This window comes from Luteococcus peritonei (assembly GCF_039526385.1).
Taxonomy (GTDB): domain Bacteria; phylum Actinomycetota; class Actinomycetes; order Propionibacteriales; family Propionibacteriaceae; genus Luteococcus; species Luteococcus peritonei.
Window position 1 is genome coordinate 103,466 of the sequence record NZ_BAAAIX010000001.1, and the last position, 26,562, is coordinate 130,027.

Genomic DNA, 26,562 nt, shown 5'->3' on the forward strand with positions numbered 1-26,562 from the left:
CAGCCGACGAGGCCCCCACGACCGCACGGTCGTGGGGGCCTCGTGCCGTCCCTGTGCCGGCGCACGCGCACCCGGTCGGGGCTGGTGCCCCGTCGTCGGACTCGGTCAGGGGCTCTTGGGCGGGTCGATCAGCATGCAGGTGAGCCGGCCGGTGGCCACCCGGTGTCCCTCGTCGTCGGTCAGCTCCACCTGGTAGCTGCAGATGGAGCGACCCAGCTGCAAGGGGGTGGCCACGCCCGTCACCCACCCGGTGCGCGTGACGCGGTGGTGGGTGACCGAGATGTCCAGTCCCACCGCGATCCGCCCGAAGCCTCGGGCATGGGCATAGGCACCCATCGAACCCAGTGACTCCACCATCACGGCGCTGGCACCGCCGTGCCAGATCCCGGCCACCTGGGTGTTTCCCTCGACGGGGACGCGGCCCGAGACGCGCTCGGGGGAGAGCTCCAGCATCTCCAGGCCCATCTTCTCGTCGAGGGCACTGCTCATGCCCGTGGCCCACTCGGGCAGGTCAGGATTCGTCTCCCACAGCATGGCGGCAACCCTAGGGCCTGCGTCGCCGGGCAGGAAAGTGTCGGTGGCGCGCACTAGAGTCGCCTGCGTGACTCCTGAGACGACGCGCCCCAAGCTGCTGCTGATCGACGGCCACTCGGTGGCCTACCGCGCCTTCTTCGCGCTGCCGGTGGAGAACTTCTCCACCAGCACCGGCCAGCACACCAATGCGGTCTACGGCTTCACCTCGATGTTGATCAACCTGCTGCGCGACGAGCAGCCCACCCACCTGGCGGTGGCCTTCGACCTCTCGCGGGTCAGTTTCCGCACCGAGAGCTATGCCGACTACAAGGCCACCCGCTCCGCCTCGCCGGACGAGTTCAAGGGCCAGGTGGCGCTGGTGCAGGAGGTGCTGGACGCGCTCAACATCACCTGGGTCACCAAGGAGAACTACGAGGCCGATGACATCATCGCCACGCTGTCCACCCGCGCCACCGCGGAGGGCTTCGACAGCCTGGTGGTCACCGGTGACCGCGACGCCATGCAGCTGGTCGACGAGCACGTCACGGTGCTCTACCCGCGCAAGGGCGTCAGCGACCTGGCCCGGATGACCCCGGCCGCGGTGGAGGAGAAGTACCTGGTGGCGCCCGCGCGCTACCCGGAGCTGGCCGCCCTGGTGGGCGAGACCAGCGACAACCTGCCCGGCGTGCCCGGTGTCGGCCCGAAGACGGCCGCCAAGTGGCTGGACGCCCACGACGGCCTGGAGAACCTGATCCGGCAGGCCGACAGCGTCAAGGGCAAGGCGGGGGAGAGCTTCCGCGCCCACCTGGACGACGTGCGCCGCAACCGCGAGCTGAACGCCCTGGTGCGAGACCTCGAGCTGCCGGTGGGCCCGGCCGACCTGGAGCGCCGCGACTGGAACCGGGAAGCGGTGCACGAGCTCTTCGACTCGCTGGAGTTCCGGGTGCTGCGAGACCGGCTGATGGAGGCCCTGCCCACCGAGCAGACCGCCCCCGAGGGTGGTTTCGAGGTGGTCGGTGAGGTGCTGGCGCCCGGTGCCCTGCCGGCCTGGCTGGAGGCGCACGGCCATGGTGAGCTCACCGGTCTGGACGTGATCGGCCACTGGGGATCGGGCAGCGGCGACGTCACCGCCCTGGCGCTGGCGGCCAGCGACGGGGCCGCGGCCTGGCTGTCCACCACCGAGCTGCTGCCGGCCGACGACGCCGCGCTGGCCGGCTGGTTGGCCGACCCCTCGGCCCGCAAGGCCGTCCACGACGCCAAGGGCCCGCAGCTGGCGCTCTGGGCGCGCGGCTGGCAGCTGGAGGGGCTGGCCTGCGACACCCTGCTGGCGGCCTACCTGCTGCGTCCCGACCAGCGCACCTTCGACCTGGCCGACCTGGCGCTGCGCCACCTCAAGCGGGAGCTGCGCGTCGAGGACTCCGGCGAGCAGGAGACCGCAGACCAGGACTCGCTCTTCGAGCTGGGCGACGACGACTCCGGCGCGGAGCAGGCCGCCCGCGCGGCCATGGTGCGGGCCCGCGCCGTGATCGACCTGGCCAATGCCCTGGACACCGAACTGGCCGCACAGGGCGGCAGCCAGCTGCTGGCCGAGGTGGAGCTGCCGCTGGAGACCACCCTGGCCCGGATGGAGCAGGTCGGCATCGCCGTCGACGTGGACCACCTGGAGCGGCTGCGCAACGACTTCGATGCCAAGGTGGTGGCCGCCGAGCAGGCCGCCTACGAGACCATCGGCAAGCAGATCAACCTGGGCTCGCCCAAGCAGCTGCAGGCGGTCCTCTTCGAGGACCTGGACATGCCGAAGACCCGCAAGACCAAGAGCGGCTGGACCACCGACGCGGAGGCCCTGGAGGGGCTCTACGCCAAGACCGGCCATCCCTTCCTGGAGCACCTGCTGGCCCACCGCGACTCGATCCGGCTGCGGCAGACCGTCGACGGCCTGCTGAAGAGCGTCGCCGACGACGGCCGGATCCACACCACCTACATGCAGACCATCGCGGCCACCGGCCGGCTCAGCTCCACCGAGCCGAACCTGCAGAACATCCCGATCCGCACCGAGGCCGGCCGCCGGATCCGCGAGGCCTTCGTGGTGGGCCCGGGGTACGACTGCCTGATGACCGCCGACTACTCGCAGATCGAGATGCGCGTCATGGCCCACGTCTCGGCCGACGAGGGCCTGATCGAGGCCTTCCGCTCCGGCGAGGACTTCCACTCCGAGATGGCGGCCAAGGTCTTCGAGACCGAGGCGGAGGCCGTCACCGGTGGGCAGCGCGCCCGGATCAAGGCGATGAACTACGGCCTGGCCTACGGCCTGAGCGCCTTCGGCCTGTCCAACCAGCTGGGGATCGCGGTGAGTGACGCCAAGGCGCTGATGGAGGACTACTTCGAGCGCTTCGGCGGGGTGCGTGACTACCTGCAGGGCGTGGTGGCCCAGGCCCGGCGCACCGGCTACACCGAGACCCTGCTGGGGCGGCGCCGCTACCTGCCGGACCTGAACTCGTCGAACCGCCAGCGCCGAGACATGGCCGAGCGGATGGCGCTGAACGCCCCGATCCAGGGTTCGGCCGCGGACATGATCAAGATCGCCATGCTCGACGTGGAGTCGGCGCTGTCCCAGGCCGGCCTGGCCTCGCGGATGCTGCTCCAGGTGCACGACGAACTGGTGCTGGAGGTGGCCCCGGGGGAGCGGGAGCAGGTGGAGGCCCTGGTGCGAGACCGGATGGGCCACGCCATGGACCTCCAGGTGCCGCTGGACGTCAGCGTCGGCTCCGGCCGTTCCTGGCACGAGGCCGCGCACTGAGCCGGATCCCCCGCGGGGACGGTCCGCTCGACAGGCTCAGGCCACCAGCGGGACGGCGTGGTAGACGATCCGCGAGGCCCAGTACCTGGTCGGCTTCTCGTAGTCCCAGCAGATGACGATGGCCAGCTGCGGGGCGCCGGCGTCGTCGTAGATGAGGGTCGAGTTGGGGTCGTAGTCCTTGACCCAGACCTTCGTGGCGCCGCTCACCGTCCAGCACAGGGTGCGCCCCTGGGCGTCCGACATGGCGATCACCGCGCCGGGCTTGAGCCCGTCGCTCGCGGCCAGGGCATTGCCCAGCGCGTGGCCCTTGCTGAAGGTGTGCGCGGTGAGCACCGCCTTGCCCTGCGTCGCGCCCGGTCGGGGGCCGCGGTTGTACCAGCCGACGGTGAAGGGCTGGCTGTAGGGCGGGGTCTCGGGGGTCCCGTCGTCGGCCAGGCCCAGGCTGAGCACGGGGGAGTCGACGTCCATGCTGCGCAGCTGGATGCGGGTCGGCACGATCGGCTGGTGGCTGCGGGCGCAGCCGGCGGGCAGGCCTCCCCGGGCGGCCGGCGTGCTGCTCGGGGCCGGGCTGCCCGAGGGGCGACTGGTGGCCGTCGAGAGCTGGCCCGTGGTCTGCTGGCCCGGCAGGCCGTCCACCCCACTGCTCGTGGCGGGTGAGCGCTGCTGCCACCAGCCCACGGCGAGGACCACCGCCAGGATCCCGCTCAGCAGTGCGACCAGCCTGCGTGTCCTGCCCACGGCATGCCCCTTCCCCCGCGGGCCACCCCCATGGCCCGTCTGCTGCGACCCTACCCGGGCGCCACGGCCAGCAGGCGTGGTGCGGGCGTCGGCCGGATTGACCCTTCAGGAGGCCGAAAGATAGTCTGGTGGACGCACTGTGGTCTGCGCACGCCTCGGACGTAGCAGGTCTGCGCTCGTATCGGTCGGTTCGGCCGTCGGTTCTTCCGGCACCTGTCTGGCTCTACGGAGGGTCGCGGTGCGTCCACACCACACACAATCCAAATCGGAGCCCTACTACATGACCTCCTCCACTGAGGCCTCTCCTCAGGTCGCAATCGACGACCTCGGCTCGGCCGAAGCCTTCATGGCTGCGATCGATGCCACCATCAAGTACTTCAACGACGGCGACATCGTCACCGGCACCGTCGTCAAGGTCGACCGGGACGAGGTCCTGCTCGACATCGGTTACAAGACCGAAGGCGTGATCCCCTCCAAGGAACTCTCCATCAAGCACGACGTCGACCCCTTCGACGTGGTCTCCGTGGGCGATGAGATCGAGGCCCTGGTCCAGACCAAGGAGGACAAGGAAGGCCGCCTGATCCTGTCCAAGAAGCGCGCCCAGTACGAGCGCGCCTGGGGCACGATCGAGAAGATCAAGGAAGAGGACGGCGTCGTCACCGGCTCCGTCATCGAGGTCGTCAAGGGCGGCCTGATCGTCGACATCGGCCTGCGTGGCTTCCTGCCCGCCTCCCTGGTGGAGATGCGCCGTGTCCGCGACCTGCAGCCCTACGTGGGTCAGGAGCTCGAGGCCAAGATCATCGAGCTGGACAAGAACCGCAACAACGTGGTCCTGTCGCGTCGCGCCTGGCTGGAGCAGACCCAGAGCGAGGTTCGCCAGAACTTCCTCACCCAGCTGCAGAAGGGCCAGATCCGCAACGGCGTCGTCTCCTCGATCGTCAACTTCGGTGCCTTCGTGGACCTGGGCGGCGTCGACGGCCTGGTGCACGTCTCCGAGCTGTCCTGGAAGCACATCGACCACCCGTCCGAGGTCGTCGAGGTCGGCATGCCCGTCACCGTCGAGGTGCTGGACGTGGACATGGACCGCGAGCGCGTCTCCCTGTCGCTCAAGGCCACCCAGGAAGACCCGTGGCAGACCTTCGCCCGGATGCACCAGATCGGCCAGATCGTGCCCGGCAAGGTCACCAAGCTGGTTCCCTTCGGTGCCTTCGTGCGCGTCGAGGAGGGCATCGAGGGCCTGGTGCACGTCTCCGAGCTGGCCGAGCGCCACGTGGAGATCCCCGAGCAGGTCGTCAGCGTCAACGACGAGGTCATGGTCAAGATCATCGACATCGACCTCGAGCGTCGCCGCATCAGCCTCTCGCTGAAGCAGGCCAACGAGGGTGTCGACATCGCCGCTGACGACTTCGACCCGTCGCTGTACGGCATGACCGCCAGCTACGACGAGAACGGCAACTACATCTACCCCGAGGGCTTCGATCCGGAGACCAACGAGTGGAAGCCGGGCTTCGAGGAGCAGCAGCGCGCCTGGGAGGCCCAGTACGCCGAGGCCCAGGCCCGCTGGCTGGCCCTGAAGAAGCAGGCCGAGGAGGCCGAGCAGGCCGACAAGAACGCCGCGATCGAGTCCGCCACCGCCGCCACCTACTCGTCTGCGGCCCCGGCCGACGTCGAGCCGGAGGGTTCGCTGGCCTCGGACGAGGCCCTGCAGGCCCTGCGCGACAAGCTCTCGGGCGGCGCCAACTGAGGCCCTGTGCCCCAGCAGCCGCTCGCGATCTGACGAGCTGAACGGATCGGCCCCCACCCTCGTGGTGGGGGCCGATTTGTGTGTCCTGACAGGAAAAGCCTGCGGGATCGCTGATTCTTCCGTGCCGCTGGCGGACCGAGCCGTCCAGCCTCGATAGCCTGCCCGCATGGTCCCCCAGACATCCCCCACGCGCTCTGGCATGCTCCCGGTCGGCCAGGGCCACCAGCTGTACTGGGAGGAGAGCGGCAACCCCGACGGAATCCCGGCCCTCTACCTCCACGGCGGCCCCGGCGCACCGCTGCGCTCCGGCCACCGTTCCCGCTTCGACCTGGAGCGCTACCGCCTGGTCTCGCCGCAGCAGCGCGGCGCCGGCCGCAGCACGCCCCGGGTGGGGGACCCGGAGCACCGGCTGGCCGACAACACCACCGCCCACCTGCTCGAGGACCTGGAGCTGCTGCGGGCCCACCTGGGCATCGACAGCTGGCTGGTGGTGGGCGACTCCTGGGGCTCCACCCTGGCCCTGCACCATGCCCTGGCCCACCGCGAGGCGGTGCGCGGCCTGCTGCTGGTGGCGGTCACCACCACAGGTCCGCAGGAGGTGGACTGGATCAGCGAGGGCGTGTCCAGCATCTATCCCGAGGCCTGGGAGCAGCTGGCCTCCACCGTGGAGCGGCTGCACCCCGACTGGCGCCGCGGTGGGGGGCCACTGGTGCAGGCGGTGGCCGACCTGATGTCCCATGGCGACGAGGAGGTCCGCACCGAGACCGCCATCGCCTGGATGGACTGGGAGGACACCCACATCCAGGTGGGCCTGCCCAGCGAGCTGTTGCCCTGGGACCGCTTCGGCGAGCGGCCGCTGTCCGAGCTGGTGGCCATGACCACCCTGGTGAGCCACTACTGGAGCCACCATCGTGCCCTGGACCCGGCCTGGGTGCCCACCGGCGGCCTGCTGGCGCACCTGTCCGAGCTCTCCGGACTGCCGCTGTGCATGGTCCACGGCCGCCGTGACGTCTCCGGCCCGGTCTCGATCCCGTGGGCTGTCAAGCAGCAGCTGCCCGAGGCCCAGCTCCACGTCGTGGAGACCGAGGGGCACGGGGGTGAGCTGATGGCGGCGCTGGCGCGTCGCGCCACCGACCACTTCGCGAGCACCGGGGACTTCTCTGGCATGCTGGGGCGATGATCCGGATCGGCCTCACCGGGGGCATCGCCTCGGGCAAGTCCACGGTGGGGGAGATGATGCGCCGCCGAGGAGCGGTGCTGATCGACTCCGACCAGCTGGCGCGTGACGTCGTGAGCGTGGGCAGCGAGGGCCTGGCGGCCGTCGTGGAGCGCTTCGGCAAGGGCGTCCTGCAGGCCGACGGCAGCCTGGACCGCGCCGCCCTGGGAAGCCTCGTCTTCGCCGACGAGGCGGCCCGTGCAGACCTGAACGCCATCGTGCACCCGCTGGTGCGCGCGGCCTCGGCGCAGGTGGAGGCACAGGTGGCCGACCCCTATGCCCTGGTGGTGCACATGATCCCGCTGCTGGTGGAGACCGGCCGGGCGCGTGACTTCGACGCCCTGGTGGTGGTCGACGTCGACGAGCAGGTCCAACTGGAGCGGCTGATGGCCCGCAACGGCCTGGATGAGGCACAGGCCCGGGCCCGGATCAGCGCGCAGGCCAGCCGTCTCGACCGGCTGCGGGTGGCCGACTACGTGATCCGCAATGACGCCGGTCTGGAGGAGCTGGCCGAGCGCACCCATGCCGTCTGGCACCAGCTGCTGGCACTGCGTGACGGCACCGACTCCTGCGGCTGCTGAACCGGCCCGGGAAAACTGTCAGGGGCCCGCGCTAGCCTCTGGGGTATGCGTCCCGTAGAAGACCTCCAGCGCGTCGTCGCCCCGTTCACGATGCAGGCCGGCTTCGAGCCCTCCGGTGACCAGCCGGCCGCCATCGACGAGCTGGAGCGCCGGATCCGCGCCGGCGAGCAGGACGTGGTCCTGCTGGGCGCCACCGGCACCGGCAAGACCGCGACGGTGGGCTGGCTGACCGAGCGGCTGCAGCGTCCCGTCCTGGTGATGCAGCCCAACAAGACGCTGGCCGCGCAGTACGCCAACGAGCTGCGCCAGTTCTTCCCGGACAATGCCGTGGAGTACTTCGTCAGCTACTACGACTACTACCAGCCCGAGGCCTACGTCCCGCAGACGGACACCTACATCGAGAAGGACTCCTCGCTCAACGAGGAGGTGGAGCGGCTGCGGCACTCCACCACCGCCAGCCTGCTCACCCGGCGCGACGTGATCGTGGTGGCCACCGTCTCGGCCATCTACGGCCTGGGCACCCCGGAGGAGTACGTCGACCGGATGGTGCGGCTCAAGGTGGGCGAGGAGATCGAGCGGGAGGCGCTGCTGCGCCGCCTGGTGGAGATCCAGTACGCCCGCAACGACCTGGCCGGCACCCGCGGCACCTTCCGGGTGCGCGGCGACACCCTCGAGGTCTTCCCGATGTACGAGGAGAATGCGGTGCGCATCGAGTTCTTCGGCGACGAGATCGAGGCGCTCAGCACCATGCACCCGCTCACCGGGGAGGTGCTGAGCAATGACCAGGAGATCTACGTCTTCCCGGCCACCCACTACGTCGCCGGCCCGCAGCGCATGGAGAAGGCGATCGGCACCATCGAGACCGAGCTGGAGGAGCGACTCACCGAGCTGCACGAGCAGAACAAGCTGCTCGAGGAGCAGCGGTTGCGGATGCGCACCACCTACGACATCGAGATGATGCGCCAGATCGGTTCCTGCTCCGGCATCGAGAACTACTCGCGGCACATGGACGGTCGTGCCCCGGGCAGCCCGCCCCACACCCTGCTGGACTTCTTCCCGGAGGACTTCCTGCTGGTGATCGACGAGTCGCACGTCACCGTGCCGCAGATCGGCGGCATGTACGAGGGCGACGCCTCCCGCAAGCGCACCCTGGTGGACCACGGCTTCCGGCTGCCCAGCGCCATGGACAACCGGCCGCTGCGCTTCGAGGAGTTCGCGGAGCGGATCGGGCAGACCGTCTACCTCTCGGCCACCCCCGGCGACTACGAGATGGCCCGCTCCGACGGCTTCGTGGAGCAGATCATCCGCCCCACCGGCCTGGTGGACCCGGAGATCATCGTGAAGCCCACCAAGGGCCAGATCGACGACCTGATGGGCGAGATCCGCCAGCGCGTCGAGCGCAACGAGCGCGTGCTGGTCACCACGCTGACCAAGAAGATGAGCGAGGACCTGACCGACTACCTGATGGAGAACGGGGTCCGCACCCGCTACCTGCACTCCGAGGTGGACACCCTGCGCCGCGTCGAGCTGCTGCGCGAGCTGCGGCTGGGCGAGTACGACGTGCTGGTGGGCATCAACCTGCTGCGCGAGGGCCTGGACCTGCCCGAGGTGAGCCTGGTGGCCATCCTGGATGCCGACAAGGAGGGCTTCCTGCGCTCGGACCGCTCGCTGATCCAGACCATCGGCCGTGCCGCGCGAAATGTCGCCGGCCAGGTGCACATGTACGCGGACAGGATCACGCCGTCCATGGAGCGCGCCATCGACGAGACCAACCGTCGTCGCGCCAAGCAGATCGCCTACAACACCGAGCACGGGATCGACCCGCAGCCGCTGCGCAAGAAGATCGCCGACATCACCGACATGCTCGCCCGCGAGGACGCCGACACCCAGGAGCTGGTGAGCAAGGCCCAGCCGAAGGGCCGCAGCCCCAAGTCCCCGGTGCCCGGCGTGGTGGAGAAGGCCCGCGGCCTGGACACCTCGAACATGGCGGTCAGCGAGCTGGCCGACCTGGTGCAGGAGCTCACCGAGCAGATGCACACCGCCGCGGCCGAGCTGCAGTTCGAGCTGGCCGCCCGGCTGCGCGACGAGGTCGGTGACCTGAAGAAGGAGCTGCGCGGGATGATCGAGGCGAACCGCTAGCCCGTCAGCGGGGCCTCACAGCGTGTAGCGGACCTTCGAGAAGCGGTCCTGCCCGATCACCTGCGTCCTGCCCTCGAAGCGCGCGGGCAGGTCCCGGGTCTCGACGTAGTCCTTGGAGACGCGCGCCAGCTGCTGGGTGGCGCCCTTCTCCACCAGGTAGTAGGCGTCCCGGTTCGACAGGCCGTCGGCGGCCCAGATCACGCCGGGCTGGGTGATGAAGTCCAGCAGGTTCTCCCACCGGGTCATCTCGCGGCGCCGCAGCAGCGGGTGGATCACCTCGGCGTCGGGGTGCACCTCGCGCACCGCCATGTCCTGCTTCGAGCGGGCCGGCTTCACCTTCCGGTAGGAGTCGAGCACGATCGGCACCCGTACCGCCTCGGCCGAGAAGGGCCGGTCGGTGCGCACCAGCGAGTCGATGGAGCAGTCGAGCAGGTCGGCCAGCGCGGCCAGGTTGACGATGTCGGGCATGCCCTTGTCCGACTCCCACTTCGTGATCGCCTGGCGCGAGACGCACAGCGCCTGGGCCAGGTCGGCCTGGGTCATGCCGGCGCGGTTGCGGGCCTCGCGGAGCTTGCTGCCGAGGGTCATGGTGGGTGTCCTTCCAGGGTCCGGGATCCGTCTCTCGGACCGCCGTGTTCATCACACTAGGGATGGATCGCCGGCTCCGTCCCGGTCATGGCAGGCCCCGGCCCGCCACCCTTCGTGGCCGGGGACGCGACAGCCCGTGCCACGCAGCGTGGCACGGGCTGACAAGGCAGGACGAGAGGTCAGTGGGCCTCTTCGATCTCCTCGGCGGTCATGTTGCGGGTCTTCATCAGGCTGAGCACGGCGGTCAGGACCAGGGTCACGATGATGACGCCCAGGCTGAGCTCGATGCCGATCTCGGCCCAGTCGCCCACCAGGTGGTAGTGGTGCGCGGCGTGCAGGACCAGCTTGACGCCGATGAAGGCCAGGATGATCGACAGGCCGATGGGCAGGTAGACCAGCTTCTTCAGCAGGCCGCCCAGCAGGAAGTAGAGCTGGCGCAGGCCCATCAGCGCGAAGACGTTCGCGGTGAAGACCAGGTAGGGCTCCTGGGTCAGGCCGTAGATCGCGGGGATCGAGTCCAGGGCGAAGAGCAGGTCGGTGGAGCCCAGCGCCACGATCACCAGGAACATCGGGGTCATGAAGCGCTTGGCGTCGATCTTCACCGAGGTCTTGGTGCCGTGCCAGTCGTCGGTGAAGGGGAAGGTCCGCTTCACCCAGCGGATGGCCATGTTCTCCGTGGCCTCGTCGTCGTGGTCCTTCTCGAAGAAGTCCTTGACCAGGTCGAAGGCGGTGTAGAGCAGGAAGGCGCCGAAGGCGAAGAAGATCCAGGCGAAGCGCTCGATCATGGCGGCGCCCAGGGCGATGAAGATGCCGCGGAAGACCAGCGCCAGGATGATGCCGACCAGCAGCGCGTACTGCTGCAGGTGCCGCGGCACCTTCATCTTGGCCATGATGATCAGGAAGATGAACAGGTTGTCCAGGCTGAGGCTGTACTCGGTCAGCCAGCCCGCGAAGAACTCCTTGCCGTAGCGAGGTCCCGCGAAGTGGCTGACGCCCAGGCCGAACAGGATGGCGGCGGCGATGATGGCCACCACGACGATGGTGCACTCCTTCATCGACGGCTCGTGGGGCTTGCGCCCGACCACGATGACGTCGAAGAGCAGGACGGCGGCCATGATGCCGATGGTGATCAGCCACGTTGAGATGTGGATGTCCATGCGGGACCTTTCGGGATTGGTGACGTAGGGGGTCTGCCAGGAGGTCTCGTCCGCCACCGGGGTGGCTGCAGGCCGGAGAAATGTCCTCGTGCTGACGACCTGCGGGTTGCTGGATTACTCCCCTCCAACCAGAGCATCGCATGGATCCTACCGCGAGCCGGCACCGTGCCGCCTGTTGGCGGCCCTGGGCAGGGGGCCGCTCACACCTCGGCGAGGTCCACGTGGCGTCCCTCCCGCACCAGCAGCACGGCCGTCGCGGTGATCGCGAAGGCGGCCAGGTAGGCCAGCATGACCGGCGTCACCGAGTGGTAGCGGCGCATCAGGTCCGCGGCCAGCAGCGGCGTGAAGCCGGCCCCCAGGGTGGAGGCGGTCTGGTAGGCCAGCGAGGTGCCGGTGTAGCGGACCTCGGTGGGGAAGAGCTCGGACAGGAAGGCGGTGTAGGGGCCGAACAGGGCGCCCTGCACCAGGGCCTGGCCCGCGATGATGGCCACGGCGGTCCCGGCCACCGTCCCGGAGTCCAGGGCGCGCAGCAGCGGCAGCGCCAGCACGGCGCCCAGCAGGCAGGTGCTGAGCATCACCGTGCGGCGTCCGACCTTGTCCGAGATCCAGGCGGCGAAGGCCATCACCACGAACATGCCCAGCGGTGCCCACGCCTTGATGTCCAGGATGGCGGCCTGCGGCACCTTGAGCTGACGGGCGTGCTGCACCGCCCAGACCGAGAGGATGCCCTGGGTGGCGAAGCCCGCGATGCCGGCCAGCACGCCCAGCACGAGGACCCGCCAGTGCCGGGTGAAGACCTCGGTGGCGGGGGTACGACGAGCCTCGGCCCGCTCCTGCAGCTCCTGGAAGAGCGGCGTCTCCGCCACGCGCACCCGCACCAGCATGCCGACGGCCAGCAGCACGATGGACAGCAGGAAGGGGATGCGCCAGCCCCAGGCCAGGAACTGCTCCGGCGACAGGGAACGGCTGAAGACGCCCATCACGAAGGCGGCCAGGAAGGAGCCGGCCGGCCCGCCGAGGTTGGCGAAGGAGGCCGCGAAACCACGCCGTGCCCCCGGGGCGTGCTCGACGGCCACCAGCACGGCCCCGCCGATCTCACCGCCCAGCCCGATGCCCTGCAGGACGCGCAGCAGGAGCAGCAGCAGGGGAGCGGCCACCCCGATGGAGCGTTGGTCCGGCAGCAGGCCGATGCCCACCGAGGCCAGGCCCATCATCATCATGGTGATGACCAGCATCTTCTTGCGGCCCAGGGTGTCGCCGAACTGGCCGAAGATCCAGCCGCCCAACGGCCGCGCCAGGTATCCCACCGCGAAGGTGGCGAAGCCGGCGACGGTGGCCATGCCGGGGGTGAGGTTGTTGAAGAAGACCTTGTCGAAGACCAGCGAGGTGGCCAACGCGTAGAGCAGGAAGTCGTAGAACTCGATGGCCGAGCCCATGAAGCTGGAGAACAGGATCCGCCGCATCTGCGGGGAGTTCATCGGGGAAGTGGTCACCGGGGCACGCTAGCGGCGTGCGGCCGGGCCCCGGAAGGGCTTTCGCCCAGCGGTCACCAGCCGCGTTCGCGCCACTCGGCCAGGTGCGGGCGCTCGGCGCCCAGCGTCGTGTGGTCGCCGTGGCCGGGCCAGACCACCGCGTCGTCGCCATGGCGAGCGAAGAGCTCGCGCTCCACGTCGTCCAGCAGGCTGGTGAAGTCCTCCGCAGACCCGGTCTTGCCCACGCCGCCGGGGAACAGGCTGTCGCCGGTGAAGAGCTGCACGCCGGCCTCGCCGGCGTCCACCACCAGCGCGATGGAGCCTGGGGTGTGACCCACCAGGCCGACCACGCTGATGGTGCGTCGGCCCAGGGTGAGGCTGTCTCCGGTCCACAGCGGCTCGCAGGCCACGCCGGTGGCCTGCTCGATGGCCTGCGCGTCGGGCCGGCCGGCGACGGTGCGTGCGCCGGTGGCGGCGGCCAGCTCGGCGAGCGCCTGGACGTGGTCGTGGTGGCGGTGGGTGGTGACGATGGTCTCCACCGTCACCCCGGAGACCAGGTCGAGCAGGGCGGGGGCGTCGTCGGCGGCGTCCACCAGCAGGGCGCGGCCCGAGGCCTCACGCAGCAGGTAGGCATTGTTCGACATCGGGCCGACCACGGCCACGTCGAGGTAGAGGTCGTCGGCCAGTTGGCGGGTGGTGGTCATGGCAGCTCCAGGTTCTCGATCTCGGGGGCGCCCACCAGGGCCTCGGCATCGCCGCGGCCGGTGAGCCAGCCCAGCAGGGCGGCATCGCTGCCGTGCACCTCCGGGCCCTCCTCGCCGGCACCCACCCGGGTCCGCAGGCCGGAGGTGCTGGCGATCCGGAGGGTGGGGAAGTCCTCGCGGCCGGACAGCCGCAGGCAGTGCCATTCCAGCAGCCAGCGGGCGATGTCGGCGGCCACGTCGGTGGCGGTGAAGCCGCAGTCCAGGTCGATGTGGTGCAGCACCACCTCGTTCAGCCGGGCGACGGGCAGCCAGTTGACCGGCATCCGAAGCCCGGGCGCCAGCAGCACCTCGTCGTCGGCCCCCGACTCCTCGAGGTAGCCGAAGACGCTGTTGAGCATGCCGGCCGAGGTGTCCAGGTCGATCTGCAGCTCCAGGGCGCCGCGCAGCGAGCCCTGCTCCAGCTCGCGCTCCCGCTCCGCCTGGTCCGGGTAGAGCTGGGCAGGGTTGTGGGTCAGGAAGCCGTGCACCACCCGGGTCAGCGCGTCGGCATTGCGTGCCAGGTGGGTGGCGACGTGGGCCCGGGTCCAGCCCGGCAGCCGGCTGTCCTGCTGCCAGTCCTCGTCGGAGATGGCGATGGTGCTGCCCAGCAGGTTCTGGGTGGCCTCGCGCTTGCGCCGCCGCAGCTGCGCCATCGTCGCACTGATCGGCAGGGCTGCCGAGTCGTGGGACGAGGAGCTCATGCGACCAACCTAACGAACCAGCGCCTCCGGAGCGAGCCTCCGCAACCGGTTTCCGACGGGACCCAGGCGGCGCCGCGGTCCACCCGGCGGGTGGGAGCCCGGGAATTGTCGGTGGGGCGCCCTACTCTTGGGGGCGTGAATGACCGACTGATCGTCAAGGGTGCCCGGGAGCACAACCTGCGCAACGTCTCGCTGGACCTGCCGCGCGATGCGTTGATCGTGTTCACCGGCCTGTCCGGCTCCGGCAAGTCCTCCCTGGCCTTCGACACCATCTTCGCCGAGGGCCAGCGTCGCTACGTGGAGTCGCTGAGCGCCTACGCCCGGATGTTCCTGGGCCAGATGGACAAGCCGGACGTGGACTTCATCGAGGGCCTGTCCCCGGCGGTCTCCATCGACCAGAAGTCCACCAGTCGCAACCCGCGCTCCACGGTGGGCACCATCACCGAGGTCTACGACTACCTGCGCCTGATGTACGCCCGCATCGGCCACCCGCACTGCCCGGTCTGCGGCGAGCCGATCGCCCGGCAGAGTCCGCAGCAGATCGTCGACCGGCTGATGGCCCTGCCCGAGGGCACCCGCTTCCAAGTGCTCGCGCCCCTGGTCAAGGGACGCAAGGGCGAGCACGTCGACCTCATCCGCAGCCTGGCCGCCGACGGCTACAGCCGCGTGCGGGTGGACGGTGAGATCCACCAGCTCACCGACGTCCCGGCGCTGGACAAGCAGCGCAAGCACGACATCGAGGTGGTGGTGGACCGCGTGGCGGTCAAGCCCACCTCCAAGCAGCGGATCACCGACTCGGTGGAGACCGCGCTGCGGCTGGCCCAGGGCATCGTGGCGGTGGACTTCGTGGACCGCGACGCCAAGGACCCCGAGCGCGAGCGCCGCTACTCGGAGAAGATGGCCTGCCCCAACGAGCACGACATCTCCATCGACGAGCTCGAGCCGCGCCAGTTCTCCTTCAACGGCCCCTGGGGGGCCTGCCCGGCCTGCACCGGCCTGGGCACCACCCTCGAGGTGGATCCTGACCTGGTGGTGCCGGACCGCGGCAAGTCGCTGGCCGAGGGCGCCATCGCCCCGTGGGCCAATGCCCACGTCGCCAAGCACTACGAGCACGTCTTCTCCTCGCTGGCCAAGCAGGAGAAGTTCAGCGTCGACACCCCGTGGGAGGACCTGCCGGAGCAGGTCCGCGGCCTGCTGCTGCAGGGCGCGGGGGACCCGGTCTACGTCTCCTACCGCAACCGCTTCGGCCGCACCCGCACCTTCACCCAGAACTACGAGGGCGTGCTGCGCTACGTGCGGCGTCGCTACGACGAGGCGGAGACCGACTCCGCCCGTGACCGTTGGGGTGGCTATCTGCGCGAGATCCCCTGCCCCACCTGCCACGGCGCCCGGCTGAAGCCCACGTCGTTGGCGGTCACCGTGGGCGGGCGCAACATCTCGCAGCTGGCCGACATGTCCATCCGCGAGGTGGCCGACTTCCTGGCCGGGCTGGAGATGACCGCCCGTGAGTCGCAGATCGCCGAGCGGTTGGTCAAGGAGATCAACGCCCGGCTCCGCTTCCTGCTGGATGTGGGCCTGGAGTACCTCACCCTGTCGCGCAATGCCGGCTCGCTGTCCGGTGGCGAGGCGCAGCGGATCCGGCTTGCCACCCAGATCGGCTCCGGCCTGGTGGGGGTGCTCTACGTCCTCGACGAGCCCTCGATCGGCCTGCACCAGCGTGACAACCACCGTCTGATCGAGACCCTGAAGCGGCTGCGTGACCTGGGCAACACCCTGATCGTGGTGGAGCACGACGAGGACACCATCCGGGTGGCCGACTGGACCGTCGACGTCGGTCCCGGCGCCGGCGAGCACGGCGGCCACGTGGTGGTCTCCGGGCCGGTGGAGGAGCTGCTGGCCAACGAGTCCTCGATCACCGGCGCCTACCTGTCGGGCCGGCGTTCCATCCCGTTGCCCGCCACCCGGCGTCCCGCCACCGGGCGCGAGATCGTGGTGCACGGCGCCCGCCAGAACAACCTGCGCGAGGTGGACGTCCACTTCCCGCTGGGCCAGCTGGTGGCCGTCACCGGCGTCTCCGGCTCCGGCAAGTCCTCGGTGGTCAACGGCATCCTCTACACCGCCCTGGCGCAGCGGCTCTACAAGGCCAAGGCGGTGCCGGGCAAGCACCGCTCGATCACCGGCGTCGAGCACATCGACAAGGTGATCCACGTCGACCAGTCGCCGATCGGCCGCACCCCGCGCTCCAACCCGGCCACCTACACCGGCGTCTTCGACAAGATCCGCAACCTGTTCGCGGCCACGCCCGAGGCCAAGGTGCGCGGCTACCAGGCCGGGCGCTTCTCCTTCAACGTGAAGGGCGGGCGCTGCGAGAACTGCATGGGCGACGGCACCATCAAGATCGAGATGAACTTCCTGCCCGACGTCTACGTGCCCTGCGAGGTCTGCCAAGGGGCCCGGTACAACCGAGAGACGCTGGAGGTCCACTTCAAGGGCCGCACCATCGCCGAGGTGCTGGACATGCCGATCGAGGAGGCCGTCGACTTCTTCGGCGCCCACAACGCGATCGCGCGGCACCTGCGCACCCTGGACGAGGTGGGCCTGGGCTACGTGCGGCTGGGCCAGCCCGCCACCACGCTCTCCGGTGGTGAGGCGCAGCGCGTGAAGCTCGCCACCGAGCTGCAGCGCCGCTCCACCGGGCGCACCATGTACGTGCTCGACGAGCCCACCACCGGCCTGCACTTCGAGGACATCCGCAAGCTGCTCGGGGTGCTGGACCGCCTGGTGGACCAGGGCAACTCGATCGTGGTGATCGAGCACAACCTGGACGTCATCAAGACCGCGGACCACGTCATCGACATGGGTCCCGAGGGTGGCTCGGGTGGCGGCATGGTGGTGGCCACCGGCACCCCGGAAGAGGTCTCGCGGGTGCCCGAGAGCTACACCGGACGCTTCCTGGCCGACATCCTCAAGGGCAAGGAGGTGCCGGTCGGCGAGCCGCAGGAGGCACTGGTGGACACCCCTGCTCCCGCCACGGCGAAGAAGGCCGCGAAGAAGGCGACGGCCCGCAAGACCGCCGCGAAGAAGACCACCGCCAAGAAGACGACCGCCCGCAAGGCCACGGCGAAGAAGGCCACCGCCCGCAAGGCCTGAGCCGAGGGCCGCTCCCACGGCCGATGGACGTGAGAACGGCGCCCTGCAGGAATGCCGGGCGCCGTTCGTCGTGCTGACTGGCCGGGAGCTCCGGCCGTGGGGACTCAGGCGGTGATGCTGACCTTGTCGCCACTGGCCTTGGCGGTGGCCTTGCCCAGACCCGCGGTCGCCGGGCCGCTGAGTCGCGAGCCGTCGCTGATCGAGAAGCGGGAGTCGTGGCAGGTGCAGATGATCTCGGACTCCACCACCTTGCTCACGTCGCAGCCGGCGTGCGGGCAGGCGCGGACGAAGGCGCAGAAGCTCCCCTTGGTGGGCTGGGTGACGACGTAGTTGGTGCCCTCCAGGATCTTGCCGGAGCCCACCGGGACGTCGGCAGCGGCCACCTCGGCGGGGCCGGTGGTCTTCTTCTCGGGGGCGGAGCAGCCAACGAGGGCGGTGGCGCCCACCCCGGCGGCGGCCAGGCCGCCGGTCCTCAGCAGGTCGCGACGGGTTGCGGGGGTCATGGACGGTCCTCTCGGTCGACGATCTGGGCGCCGTGCGGCGCTGCGCCCACCCTAGCGCCGCGCTGCGACGGCACTGTCACAGGGCCCGCCTAGACTGGCCGGCATGGCCGATCCGTCCACCTATCGCCCCGAGCCGGGAACCATTCCCACCGATCCGGGGGTCTACCGTTTCTCGGACGCGCACGGCCAGGTGATCTACGTCGGCAAGGCCAAGAACCTGCGCCAGCGGCTCAACTCCTACTTCGCCGACCCGGCCGGCCTGCACTTCCGCACCCAGACGATGGTGCGCACCGCCGCCAAGGTGGAGTGGACCGTGGTGCAGAACGAGCTGGAGAGCCTGCAGCTCGAGTACACCTGGATCCAGCAGTACGACCCGCGCTTCAACGTCAAGTACCGCGACGACAAGTCCTATCCCTGGCTGTGCATCACCTGGAGCGACGAGTACCCGCGGGTCTTCGTGGGGCGTGGCGCCAAGCGCAAGGGTTGGCGCTACTACGGGCCCTTCGGCCAGGCCTGGGCGATCCGCGAGACCGTCGACGCGCTGCTGCACGTCTTCCCGATGCGCTCCTGCAGCAATGGCGTCTTCCGCAATGCCGCCGCCGCGGGACGCCCGTGCCTGCTGGGCTACATCGGCAAGTGCTCGGCGCCCTGCGTGGGTCGGATCAGCCCGGAGGACCACCGCGAGCTGGTGAGCGACTTCGCCAGCTTCATGGCCGGGCAGACCGGTCAGCTGACCCGCAAGATGGAACGCTCCATGATGCAGGCCAGCAGCAACCTGGAGTTCGAGAAGGCCGCGGTCATCCGTGACTCGCTCACCGCGCTGAAGCAGGCCACCGAGAAGAATGCCATCGTGCTCGACGACGGCACCGATGCCGACGTGATCGCGCTGGCGGCCGACCCGCTGGAGGTGGCCGTGCAGATCTTCAACGTGCGCGCCGGCCGGGTGCGCGGCGAGCGTGGCTGGGTGGCCGACCGCGCCGACGATGCCGGGCTGGAGGAGCTGGTGGAGCAGTTCCTGCTGCAGATCTATGCCGACGAGTCCGCCGCGGACACCGAGACCGCCAGCCACATCCCGCGCGAGGTGCTGGTGCCGGTGATGCCGGCCTCCGGTGACGTGATGGCCCAGTTGCTCAGCGAGCAGCGCCATGCCAACGTCCACCTGCACGTGCCCCAGCGCGGCGACAAGCGGGTGCTGCTGGACACGGTGGCCCGCAACGCCGCCGAGGCGCTGCAGCAGCACAAGATGAGGCGCGCCGGTGACCTGTCCACCCGCAACCGTGCGCTGGAACAGATCCAGCAGGTGCTGGAGCTGGAGACCGCGCCGCTGCGCATCGAGTGCTACGACATCTCCCACCTGCAGGGCACCGAGGTGGTGGGCTCCATGGTGGTCTTCGAGGACGGCCTGCCGCGCAAGAGCGAGTACCGCCGCTTCGTGATCCGCTCCTTCGAGGGCTCCGACGACCTGCGAGCCATGAAGGAGGTGCTGACCAGGCGCTTCCGGCGGCTGCTCGACGACCGCGCCTCCATGTCGGCCGAGGCCGAGGGCGGTCCGGTGCTGGTGGACGCCACCACCGGGGCGGCCCGCAAGTTCGCCTACGCCCCGGCCCTGGTGGTGGTCGATGGCGGCCAGCCGCAGGTGCAGGCCGCCGCCGAGGTGCTGGAGGAGCTCGGCCTGGCCGACGAGATCGCGCTGTGCGGGCTGGCCAAGCGGCTCGAGGAGGTCTGGATCCCCGACGAGGAGTACCCGCTGATCCTGCCGCGCACCTCCGAGGGGCTCTACCTGCTGCAGCGGCTGCGTGACGAGGCCCACCGCTTCGCCATCACCCACCACCGTGGCCGGCGCAGCAAGGCGATGGTGGAGTCCGTGCTGGACGACGTGCCGGGGCTGGGGGAGGTGCGCCGCAAGGCGCTGCTCAAGCACTTCGGCTCGATGAAGAAACTGCGCGCCGCGAGCGTCGAGGAGGTGGGCCTGGTGCCCGGCTTCGGACCGCGCCTGGCCCAGGCCGTGGTGGACGCGATGGCCGGCCAGCAGCCGGGTGAGGCGGTCAACGTGACCACCGGCGAGGTGATCGAGACCTGAGCGGTGGCCGGTCGGGCACAATGGGCGCGTGAGCACACCGACGTCGTCCGCCCAGTCCCCGTCGAGCGCCGGGCCCCGCGTGGTGATCATCACCGGCCTGTCCGGTGCCGGTCGCCGTACCGCCGCCCACCAGATGGAGGACCTCGGCTGGTACGTCGTCGACAACCTGCCGCCGTCGATGCTGCCCGGCCTGGTGGACCTGGCCCGCCGCAATGACATCGCCAAGCTGGGCGTGGTGCTGGACGTGCGCTCCCGGGCCCTGTTCGAGCAGCTCGGCGTGGTCTTCGCGGACCTGGCCGAGCAGGGCGTCGAGGTGGAGGTGCTCTACCTGGAGGCCGACGACGCCGTCATCGTGCGACGCCAGGAGTCCACCCGGCGGCCGTTGCCGCTGCAGGGCGACGGACGCCTGGTGGACGGCATCACCAAGGAGCGGGCGATGCTCAGCTCGCTGCGCGCCGCGGCAGACCTGGTGATCGACACCACCAACCTCAACGTGCACCAGCTCTCCGCGCGGGTGGCGCACGCCTACGGCGGTGACGACGGCGAGCGGATCCGGGTGGTGGTGATGAGCTTCGGCTTCAAGAACGGCCTGCCGCTGGACGCAGACCTGGTGCTCGACGTGCGCTTCCTGCCCAACCCGCACTGGGTTCCCGAGCTGCGCCCCCAGACCGGGCTGTCGGAGGCGGTGAGCAGCTATGTGCTGGGGCAGAACGGGGCCACCGACTTCCTGGACAAGCTGCAGGGCCTGTTCCAGACCATGGCCCCCGGCTATGTGCGCGAGGGCAAGCGCCAGGTGACCGTGGCCATCGGCTGCACCGGCGGCAAGCACCGCTCCACCGCGATGAGCGAGGAGTTCGGCCGGCGGCTGCGTGAGCAGGGCATGCAGGTGAGCGTGATGCACCGCGACCTGGGCAAGGAATGAGCGCCCGCAAGAGCCTGCCCACGGTGACCGCCCTGGGCGGCGGCCACGGGCTGAGCGCCAGCCTGAGCGCGCTGCGACGGATCACCGACCGGCTCACCGCGGTGGTCACGGTGGCCGACGACGGCGGCTCCTCGGGCCGGCTGCGCGACGAGTTCGACTGCCTGCCGCCCGGAGACCTGCGGATGGCGCTGGCGGCGCTGTGCGGGGACGACGCGGAGGGTCGGCAGTGGGCCGACGTGCTGCAGTCCCGCTTCGCCGGCGACGGGCCGATGGCTGGTCACGCGGTGGGCAACCTGCTGATCCTGGGTCTGTGGCAGCACCTGGACGACCCGGTGGCCGGGCTGGACCAGGTGGCGGCCCTGCTGCGCACCCGCGGCCGGGTGCTGCCGATGTCGCTGTCCCCGCTGACCATCGAGGCCGACGTGATCGGGCTGGACCCGCTGGCCCCCGACGAGGTCTGCACCCTGTCCGGCCAGGCGACGGTGGCCAAGACCCGGGCCGAGGTGCAGAAGATCCGCCTGGTGCCGGCCGACCCGGCCGCCTGCCCGCAGGCGCTGGAGGCGGTGGGGCAGAGCGACTACGTGGTGCTCGGCCCCGGCTCCTGGTTCACCTCCGTGCTGCCGCACCTGATGGTTCCTGAGCTGGCCCGCGCCATCTCGCAGTGCCCCGGCCGGCGCATCCTGACACTGAACATCGAGCCTGCCGACGAGACCGACGGCTTCACCGCCTCGCGCCACATCGAGCTGCTCGCCGAGCACGCACCGGGGCTGCGCCTGGACACCGTCGTGGCCGATGCAGCCTTCAACGACGAGCACCTGGCAGGTTTCGTGGCCTCGCTCGGTGCCGAGTTGGTGCTGGCCGACGTGAGGATGCGCGACGGCTCCGCGCGGCACGACCCCTTGCGCCTGGCCGCGGTCTATGCCGACGTGATGGGGCTGTAGCCTCTCACCAGCCGGAATGTCATCACCCCCACGGACGTGGTTCAATTCGGTGATCGTGGCCCGCCGGGTCGCACCTCGGGGGAGGTCCATCACAGGCAGCACAGAAGGATTCAGTCCGCATGGCAATGACCCAGCAGGTGAAGGCGGAGCTCGCGACCATCAAGGTCACCAAGCCCTGCTGCCGGCGCTCCGAGGTGGCGAGCATGCTGCGCTTCGCCGGCGGGATCCACATCGTCAGCGGCCGGATCGTGGTGGAGGCCGAGTTCGACACCGGCGCGGCCGCCCGTCGCCTGCGCAGCGCCATCCAGGACCTCTACGGCTTCACCGCCGACATGATCATGGTCAACGGCTCCGGCATCCGTCGTGGCACCCGCTACCTGCTGCGCCTGGTGGCCGAGGGGGACTCGCTGGCGCGCCAGACCGGCCTCACCGACGCCCACGGCCGCCCGGTGCGCGGCCTGCCCGCCATCGTGGTGGGCGGCGGGACCTGCTGCCAGGTGGCCGCCTGGCGCGGCGCCTTCCTGGCCCACGGCTCGCTCACCGAGCCGGGACGCTCGATGGCCCTGGAGGTCACCTGCCCCGGATCCGAGGCGGCGCTGGCCCTGGTGGGCGCCGCCCGCCGGCTACAGATCCCGGCCAAGGCCCGCGAGGTCCGCAATGTGGACCGCGTGGTGATCCGCGACGGCGACGCCATCGGTGCCATGCTCACCCGGCTGGGGGCGCACGAGTCGCTGCTGGCCTGGGAGGAGCGTCGGATGCGCCGCGAGGTGCGCGCCTCGGCCAACCGGCTGGCCAACTTCGACGACGCCAACCTGCGCCGCTCGGCGCGTGCCGCGGTGGCGGCCGGTGCCCGCGTGGAGCGGGCGCTGGAGATCCTGGGCGAGGACGTCCCCGACCACCTGAAGGCCGCCGGCCTGCTGCGCCTGGAGCACAAGAACGCGAGCCTGGAGGAGCTGGGCCAGCTGCACACCCCGCCGCTGACCAAGGACGCCGTGGCCGGCCGGATCCGCCGGCTGCTCGCCACCGCCGACAAGGTGGCCGCCGACAAGGGGATTCCCGGCACCGAGGCGGGTCTGTCCCCGGAGATGCTTGCCGACGACTGAGCCCGGTCGGCAGCAGCGCCTTCTCGACCGTCCGGTAACCCCGCGGTCACCATCCGTTCACCCCGCGTGAAGCCGGGGGAGTTGAACGTGCAAGTTCGCGACCCGCCCTCACGCTGTCGTGATCCATTCGTTAGAGTGGGACACGTCCGAACAGTCTCTTCACCAAGTGCAGAGGCACTGAATATCTCGAAGGAGATAACGAATGACCGTCAAGGTTGGCATCAACGGCTTCGGCCGCATCGGCCGCAACTTCTTCCGCGCCCTCCAGGAGCAGGGCGCCGACCTCGAGGTCGTGGCCGTCAACGACCTCACCGACACCAAGACCCTGGCCCACCTGCTGAAGTACGACTCGATCATGGGTCGCTTCGAGGGCGAGGTCACCGCGGGCGAGGGTGTCATCACCGTCGACGGCAAGGACATCAAGGTCCTGGCCGAGAAGGATCCGGCCAACCTCCCTTGGGGCGACCTGGGCGTGGACGTGGTCGTGGAGTCCACCGGCTTCTTCACCGATGGCGAGAAGGCCAAGGCCCACATCGCCGGCGGTGCCAAGAAGGTCATCATCTCGGCCCCCGGCAAGAACGTCGACGGCACCTTCGTCATGGGCGTCAACGACAAGGACTACACCAACGAGATGAACATCATCTCGAACGCGTCCTGCACCACCAACTGCCTGGCCCCGCTGGCCAAGGTGCTGAACGACAAGTTCGGCATCGAGCGCGGCATCATGACCACCATCCACAGCTACACCGGTGACCAGCGCATCCTCGACGCCCCGCACAGCGACCTGCGTCGCGCCCGCGCCGCCGCGCTGAACATGATCCCCACCAAGACCGGCGCCGCCCAGGCCGTGGCCCTGGTCATCCCGGAGCTCAAGGGCAAGTTCGACGGCCTGGCCGTCCGCGTCCCCACCCCCACCGGCTCGCTGACCGACCTCACCTTCGTCGCCTCCAAGGAGGTCACCGTCGAGGAGATCCAGGCCGCCGTCAAGGAGGCTGCCGAGGGCGAGCTCAAGGGTGTCCTGAAGTACACCGAGGACCCGATCGTCTCCAGCGACATCGTCGGTGACCCGCACACCAGCATCTTCGACGCCACCGAGACCAAGGTCATCGGCAACCTGGTGAAGGTGCTGTCCTGGTACGACAACGAGTGGGGCTACTCCAACTCGCTGGTCCGCCTGACCTCCCTGGTCGGCAGCAAGCTGGCCTGACCGGTCACCCGGTAGAGCAACCAGGCAACGGGGTGGGGCGCGCACCTGCGCCCCACCCCGTTCCCGTACCCGGGCCCGACGACGGGCCCACCCCGCACCACCACCTGTCCAAACCTCCACGGAAGGATTGACGTGAAGTCGATCAACGATCTGGGCGATCTCAAGGGCAAGCGGGTAGTCATCCGCTGCGACTTCAACGTGCCGCTGGACGGCACCACCATCACCGACGACGGCCGCATCAAGGCCGCCCTGCCCACCCTGGAAGCGCTGCGCGAGAAGGGCGCCAAGGTCGTCGTCCTGGCGCACCTGGGCCGCCCCAAGGGTGAGGTCAACCCCAAGTACTCCCTGGCCCCCGTCGCCAAGCGACTGGGCGAGCTGCTGGGCACCGAGGTCAAGCTGGCCTCCGACGTGGTCGGCACCTCCGCCCAGGAGACCGTGGCCCAGCTGGCCGACGGCGACGTCGCCCTGATGGAGAACGTGCGCTACGAGAAGGGTGAGGAGAGCAAGGACGAGGCCGAGCGCAAGGCGCTGGCCGAGAAGTACGCCGCCCTGGGCGACGTCTTCGTCTCCGACGGCTTCGGCGTCGTGCACCGCAAGCAGGCCTCGGTCTACGACATCGCCCAGCTGCTGCCCTCCGCCGGCGGCCTGCTGGTGAAGAAGGAGGGCGACGTCTTCGCCAAGGTCCTGTCCGATCCCGACCGTCCCTTCACCGTGGTGCTGGGCGGCGCGAAGGTGGCCGACAAGCTGGCCGTCATCGACAACCTGCTCAAGATCGCCGACACCGTCATCGTCGGCGGCGGCATGGCCTACACCTTCCTCAAGGCGCAGGGCCACGAGGTCGGCACCTCGCTGCTCGACGAGGCCTCCATCGACGCCTGCAAGGGCTACCTGGAGCAGGCCAAGGCCGCGGGCAAGACCCTGCTGCTGCCGGTCGACGTCCGCATCGCCAAGGGCATGGACTTCGACGCCAAGACCGTCGACGGCCCCGTCGAGGTCGTCAAGGTCGACGCGATCCCGGCCGACAAGATGGGCCTGGACATCGGCCCCGAGACCGAGAAGCTCTTCGCCGACGCCATCAAGACCGCCAAGACCGTGGTCTGGAACGGCCCGATGGGCGTCTTCGAGATCAAGGAGCTGTCCAACGGCACCGCCGCGGTGGCCCAGGCGCTCACCGAGGTCGACGGCCTGTCCGTGGTGGGTGGTGGCGACTCCGCCGCCGCCGTCCGCGACCTGGGCCACGCCGACGAGGAGTTCGGCCACATCTCCACCGGTGGCGGCGCCTCGCTCGAATACCTGGAGGGCAAGGAGCTCCCGGGTCTCACCGTTCTGGAAGGAAACAACTGATGGCACGCAAGCCGATCATGGCCGGCAACTGGAAGATGAACCTCGACCACGTCGAGGCCACCGGCCTGGTGCAGAAGCTCGCCTGGACCCTGAAGGACAAGGGCTACGACGAGTCGAAGTCCGAGGCCGTCGTGCTGGTCCCGTTCACCGACATCCGCACCGTGCAGACCCTCGTCGAGGGTGACCGCCTGCCCATCGCCTTCGGCGCTCAGGACGTCTCCACCCAGGACAAGGGCGCCTACACCGGTGAGGTCTCGGCCACCATGCTGGCCAAGCTGAACTGCTCCTACGTGGCCGTCGGCCACTCCGAGCGTCGCCAGTACCACGGCGAGGACGACGCCACCGTCAACGCCAAGGCCAAGAAGGTCATCGAGCACGGCATGACCCCGATCATCTGCGTGGGCGAGGGCCTGGACATCCGCAAGGCGGGCAACCAGGTGCAGTACACCCTCGACCAGGTGCGCGGGGCGCTGGAGGGCATCTCCGCCGCCCAGGTGGCCAACCTGGTCATCGCCTACGAGCCCGTCTGGGCGATCGGCACCGGCGAGGTGGCCACCCCCGAGGACGCGCAGGAGGTCTGTGGCGCGATCCGCGAGGAGATCGGCAAGCTCTACGACGCCCCGACCGCCGAGGCCGTCCGGATCCAGTACGGCGGCTCGGTCAAGGCCAAGAACGTCGGCGAGCTGATGGCCAAGCCCGACGTGGACGGCGCCCTGGTGGGCGGCGCGAGCCTCGATCCGGAGGAGTTCGCCGGGATCGTGCGCTTCTACGAGCTGCCCGCGATCGGCTGATCTGCAGCATCCGGGAACGGGGCGTCACCGCATGGTGGCGCCCCGTTCGTCGTGCCCGGCAGGTGTGGGTGCAAAGTGTGCCCCGACAAGCGAGGTTTGACCAGAGGTCGATGTGGAATTCACCGATTTCTG

Annotated in this window: 21 protein-coding genes; 13 read left to right on the forward strand and 8 right to left on the reverse strand. The window is 69.8% G+C overall.

Going from position 1 to position 26,562, the window contains the following annotated elements; genetic code table 11:
• Positions 1-105 precede the first annotated feature (105 nt).
• Complete coding sequence (locus ABD073_RS00515; RefSeq protein WP_343871736.1) at positions 106-534, reverse strand: PaaI family thioesterase; 429 nt, start codon at positions 532-534, stop codon at positions 106-108.
• Between ABD073_RS00515 and polA the strand changes: the two genes are divergently transcribed.
• Positions 533-3,310, forward strand: coding sequence for a DNA polymerase I (gene polA, locus ABD073_RS00520; RefSeq protein ID WP_386751645.1), 2,778 nt, complete (start codon positions 533-535; stop codon positions 3,308-3,310). The two genes, ABD073_RS00515 and polA, sit on opposite strands and share 2 nt — an antisense overlap.
• 36 nt (positions 3,311-3,346) lie before the next feature.
• On the opposite strand, the gene ABD073_RS00525 is transcribed toward polA, so the two are convergent.
• Positions 3,347-4,048, reverse strand: a complete 702-nt coding sequence (locus ABD073_RS00525; protein ID WP_343871739.1) for a class F sortase — start codon at positions 4,046-4,048, stop codon at positions 3,347-3,349.
• A 280-nt stretch (positions 4,049-4,328) separates the two neighbouring features.
• On the opposite strand from ABD073_RS00525, the gene rpsA reads away from it, so the two are divergent.
• The 4 genes from rpsA to uvrB all read left to right on the forward strand — a co-directional run bounded on the left by rpsA (position 4,329) and on the right by uvrB (position 9,728).
• Positions 4,329-5,792 (forward strand): 30S ribosomal protein S1, encoded by a 1,464-nt coding sequence (gene rpsA / locus ABD073_RS00530; protein WP_343871740.1) that lies wholly within the window; start codon positions 4,329-4,331, stop codon positions 5,790-5,792.
• A gap of 166 nt (positions 5,793-5,958) precedes the next feature.
• Entirely contained in the window at positions 5,959-6,972 is a 1,014-nt protein-coding gene (locus ABD073_RS00535; protein ID WP_343871741.1) for an alpha/beta fold hydrolase, read from the forward strand.
• The gene (coaE, locus tag ABD073_RS00540) at positions 6,969-7,589 is read left to right on the forward strand and encodes a dephospho-CoA kinase (protein WP_343871742.1); all 621 of its coding nucleotides are present in this window, start codon (positions 6,969-6,971) and stop codon (positions 7,587-7,589) included. The genes ABD073_RS00535 and coaE overlap by 4 nt, the downstream gene beginning before the upstream one ends.
• A gap of 45 nt (positions 7,590-7,634) precedes the next feature.
• Positions 7,635-9,728 (forward strand): excinuclease ABC subunit UvrB, encoded by a 2,094-nt coding sequence (gene uvrB, locus ABD073_RS00545; RefSeq protein ID WP_343871743.1) that lies wholly within the window; start codon positions 7,635-7,637, stop codon positions 9,726-9,728.
• Between the two features lie 15 nt (positions 9,729-9,743).
• Here the strand turns inward: uvrB and ABD073_RS00550 are convergent, their stop codons facing one another.
• From ABD073_RS00550 to ABD073_RS00570, 5 genes are all read right to left on the reverse strand, one after another.
• Positions 9,744-10,316, reverse strand: coding sequence for a helix-turn-helix transcriptional regulator (locus tag ABD073_RS00550; RefSeq protein ID WP_343871744.1), 573 nt, complete (start codon positions 10,314-10,316; stop codon positions 9,744-9,746).
• Positions 10,317-10,495: 179 nt separating this feature from the next.
• Positions 10,496-11,473: a TerC/Alx family metal homeostasis membrane protein gene (locus tag ABD073_RS00555; RefSeq protein WP_343871783.1), complete on the reverse strand. Its 978-nt coding sequence runs from the start codon at positions 11,471-11,473 to the stop codon at positions 10,496-10,498.
• 200 nt (positions 11,474-11,673) lie between these two features.
• A complete protein-coding gene (locus ABD073_RS00560) occupies positions 11,674-12,966 on the reverse strand; it encodes an MFS transporter (protein ID WP_343871746.1) in 1,293 nt (430 codons plus the stop codon).
• A gap of 53 nt (positions 12,967-13,019) precedes the next feature.
• Positions 13,020-13,649 carry an MBL fold metallo-hydrolase gene (locus ABD073_RS00565; protein WP_343871747.1) on the reverse strand — a complete coding sequence of 210 codons (630 nt, stop codon included), beginning with the start codon at positions 13,647-13,649 and terminating at the stop codon, positions 13,020-13,022.
• A complete protein-coding gene (locus ABD073_RS00570) occupies positions 13,646-14,389 on the reverse strand; it encodes a maleylpyruvate isomerase family mycothiol-dependent enzyme (protein WP_343871748.1) in 744 nt (247 codons plus the stop codon). The genes ABD073_RS00565 and ABD073_RS00570 overlap by 4 nt, the downstream gene beginning before the upstream one ends.
• Positions 14,390-14,524: 135 nt before the next feature.
• Between ABD073_RS00570 and uvrA the strand changes: the two genes are divergently transcribed.
• On the forward strand, positions 14,525-17,539 hold the full coding sequence (uvrA, locus tag ABD073_RS00575; protein ID WP_343871750.1) for an excinuclease ABC subunit UvrA: 3,015 nt from the start codon (positions 14,525-14,527) through the stop codon (positions 17,537-17,539).
• A 104-nt stretch (positions 17,540-17,643) separates the two neighbouring features.
• On the opposite strand, the gene ABD073_RS00580 is transcribed toward uvrA, so the two are convergent.
• Entirely contained in the window at positions 17,644-18,042 is a 399-nt protein-coding gene (locus ABD073_RS00580) for a Rieske (2Fe-2S) protein (protein ID WP_343871751.1), read from the reverse strand.
• A 103-nt stretch (positions 18,043-18,145) separates the two neighbouring features.
• On the opposite strand from ABD073_RS00580, the gene uvrC reads away from it, so the two are divergent.
• The 7 genes from uvrC to tpiA all read left to right on the forward strand — a co-directional run bounded on the left by uvrC (position 18,146) and on the right by tpiA (position 26,430).
• The gene (gene uvrC / locus ABD073_RS00585; protein ID WP_343871752.1) at positions 18,146-20,122 is read left to right on the forward strand and encodes an excinuclease ABC subunit UvrC; all 1,977 of its coding nucleotides are present in this window, start codon (positions 18,146-18,148) and stop codon (positions 20,120-20,122) included.
• A 28-nt stretch (positions 20,123-20,150) separates the two neighbouring features.
• Positions 20,151-21,044 (forward strand): RNase adapter RapZ, encoded by an 894-nt coding sequence (gene rapZ / locus ABD073_RS00590; protein WP_343871753.1) that lies wholly within the window; start codon positions 20,151-20,153, stop codon positions 21,042-21,044.
• The gene (locus ABD073_RS00595) at positions 21,041-21,985 is read left to right on the forward strand and encodes a gluconeogenesis factor YvcK family protein (protein ID WP_343871754.1); all 945 of its coding nucleotides are present in this window, start codon (positions 21,041-21,043) and stop codon (positions 21,983-21,985) included. The genes rapZ and ABD073_RS00595 overlap by 4 nt, the downstream gene beginning before the upstream one ends.
• Positions 21,986-22,104: 119 nt before the next feature.
• Positions 22,105-23,088 (forward strand): DNA-binding protein WhiA, encoded by a 984-nt coding sequence (gene whiA, locus ABD073_RS00600; RefSeq protein ID WP_343871755.1) that lies wholly within the window; start codon positions 22,105-22,107, stop codon positions 23,086-23,088.
• Between the two features lie 202 nt (positions 23,089-23,290).
• The gene (gene gap / locus ABD073_RS00605) at positions 23,291-24,295 is read left to right on the forward strand and encodes a type I glyceraldehyde-3-phosphate dehydrogenase (RefSeq protein ID WP_343871756.1); all 1,005 of its coding nucleotides are present in this window, start codon (positions 23,291-23,293) and stop codon (positions 24,293-24,295) included.
• 132 nt (positions 24,296-24,427) lie between these two features.
• Positions 24,428-25,639 carry a phosphoglycerate kinase gene (locus ABD073_RS00610; RefSeq protein WP_343871757.1) on the forward strand — a complete coding sequence of 404 codons (1,212 nt, stop codon included), beginning with the start codon at positions 24,428-24,430 and terminating at the stop codon, positions 25,637-25,639.
• Positions 25,639-26,430, forward strand: coding sequence for a triose-phosphate isomerase (gene tpiA, locus ABD073_RS00615; protein ID WP_343871758.1), 792 nt, complete (start codon positions 25,639-25,641; stop codon positions 26,428-26,430). Before ABD073_RS00610 ends, tpiA begins: the two co-directional genes overlap by 1 nt.
• The last annotated feature ends 132 nt before the right edge of the window (positions 26,431-26,562 follow it).

Bases quoted from the DNA above. Each gene is read 5' to 3' on its own strand.
- whiA (WP_343871755.1), top strand. From the start codon at position 22,105: ATGGCAATGACCCAGCAGGTGAAGGCGGAGCTCGCGACCATCAAGGTC.
- coaE (WP_343871742.1), top strand. From the start codon at position 6,969: ATGATCCGGATCGGCCTCACCGGGGGCATCGCCTCGGGCAAGTCCACG.
- ABD073_RS00565 (WP_343871747.1), bottom strand. From the start codon at position 13,649: ATGACCACCACCCGCCAACTGGCCGACGACCTCTACCTCGACGTGGCC.
- rpsA (WP_343871740.1), top strand. From the start codon at position 4,329: ATGACCTCCTCCACTGAGGCCTCTCCTCAGGTCGCAATCGACGACCTC.
- uvrB (WP_343871743.1), top strand. From the start codon at position 7,635: ATGCGTCCCGTAGAAGACCTCCAGCGCGTCGTCGCCCCGTTCACGATG.
- ABD073_RS00595 (WP_343871754.1), top strand. From the start codon at position 21,041: ATGAGCGCCCGCAAGAGCCTGCCCACGGTGACCGCCCTGGGCGGCGGC.
- gap (WP_343871756.1), top strand. From the start codon at position 23,291: ATGACCGTCAAGGTTGGCATCAACGGCTTCGGCCGCATCGGCCGCAAC.
- ABD073_RS00535 (WP_343871741.1), top strand. From the start codon at position 5,959: ATGGTCCCCCAGACATCCCCCACGCGCTCTGGCATGCTCCCGGTCGGC.
- uvrC (WP_343871752.1), top strand. From the start codon at position 18,146: ATGGCCGATCCGTCCACCTATCGCCCCGAGCCGGGAACCATTCCCACC.
- ABD073_RS00555 (WP_343871783.1), bottom strand. From the start codon at position 11,473: ATGGACATCCACATCTCAACGTGGCTGATCACCATCGGCATCATGGCC.
- ABD073_RS00515 (WP_343871736.1), bottom strand. From the start codon at position 534: ATGCTGTGGGAGACGAATCCTGACCTGCCCGAGTGGGCCACGGGCATG.
- tpiA (WP_343871758.1), top strand. From the start codon at position 25,639: ATGGCACGCAAGCCGATCATGGCCGGCAACTGGAAGATGAACCTCGAC.
- ABD073_RS00580 (WP_343871751.1), bottom strand. From the start codon at position 18,042: ATGACCCCCGCAACCCGTCGCGACCTGCTGAGGACCGGCGGCCTGGCC.
- ABD073_RS00570 (WP_343871748.1), bottom strand. From the start codon at position 14,389: ATGAGCTCCTCGTCCCACGACTCGGCAGCCCTGCCGATCAGTGCGACG.
- polA (WP_386751645.1), top strand. From the start codon at position 533: ATGGCGGCAACCCTAGGGCCTGCGTCGCCGGGCAGGAAAGTGTCGGTG.
- ABD073_RS00550 (WP_343871744.1), bottom strand. From the start codon at position 10,316: ATGACCCTCGGCAGCAAGCTCCGCGAGGCCCGCAACCGCGCCGGCATG.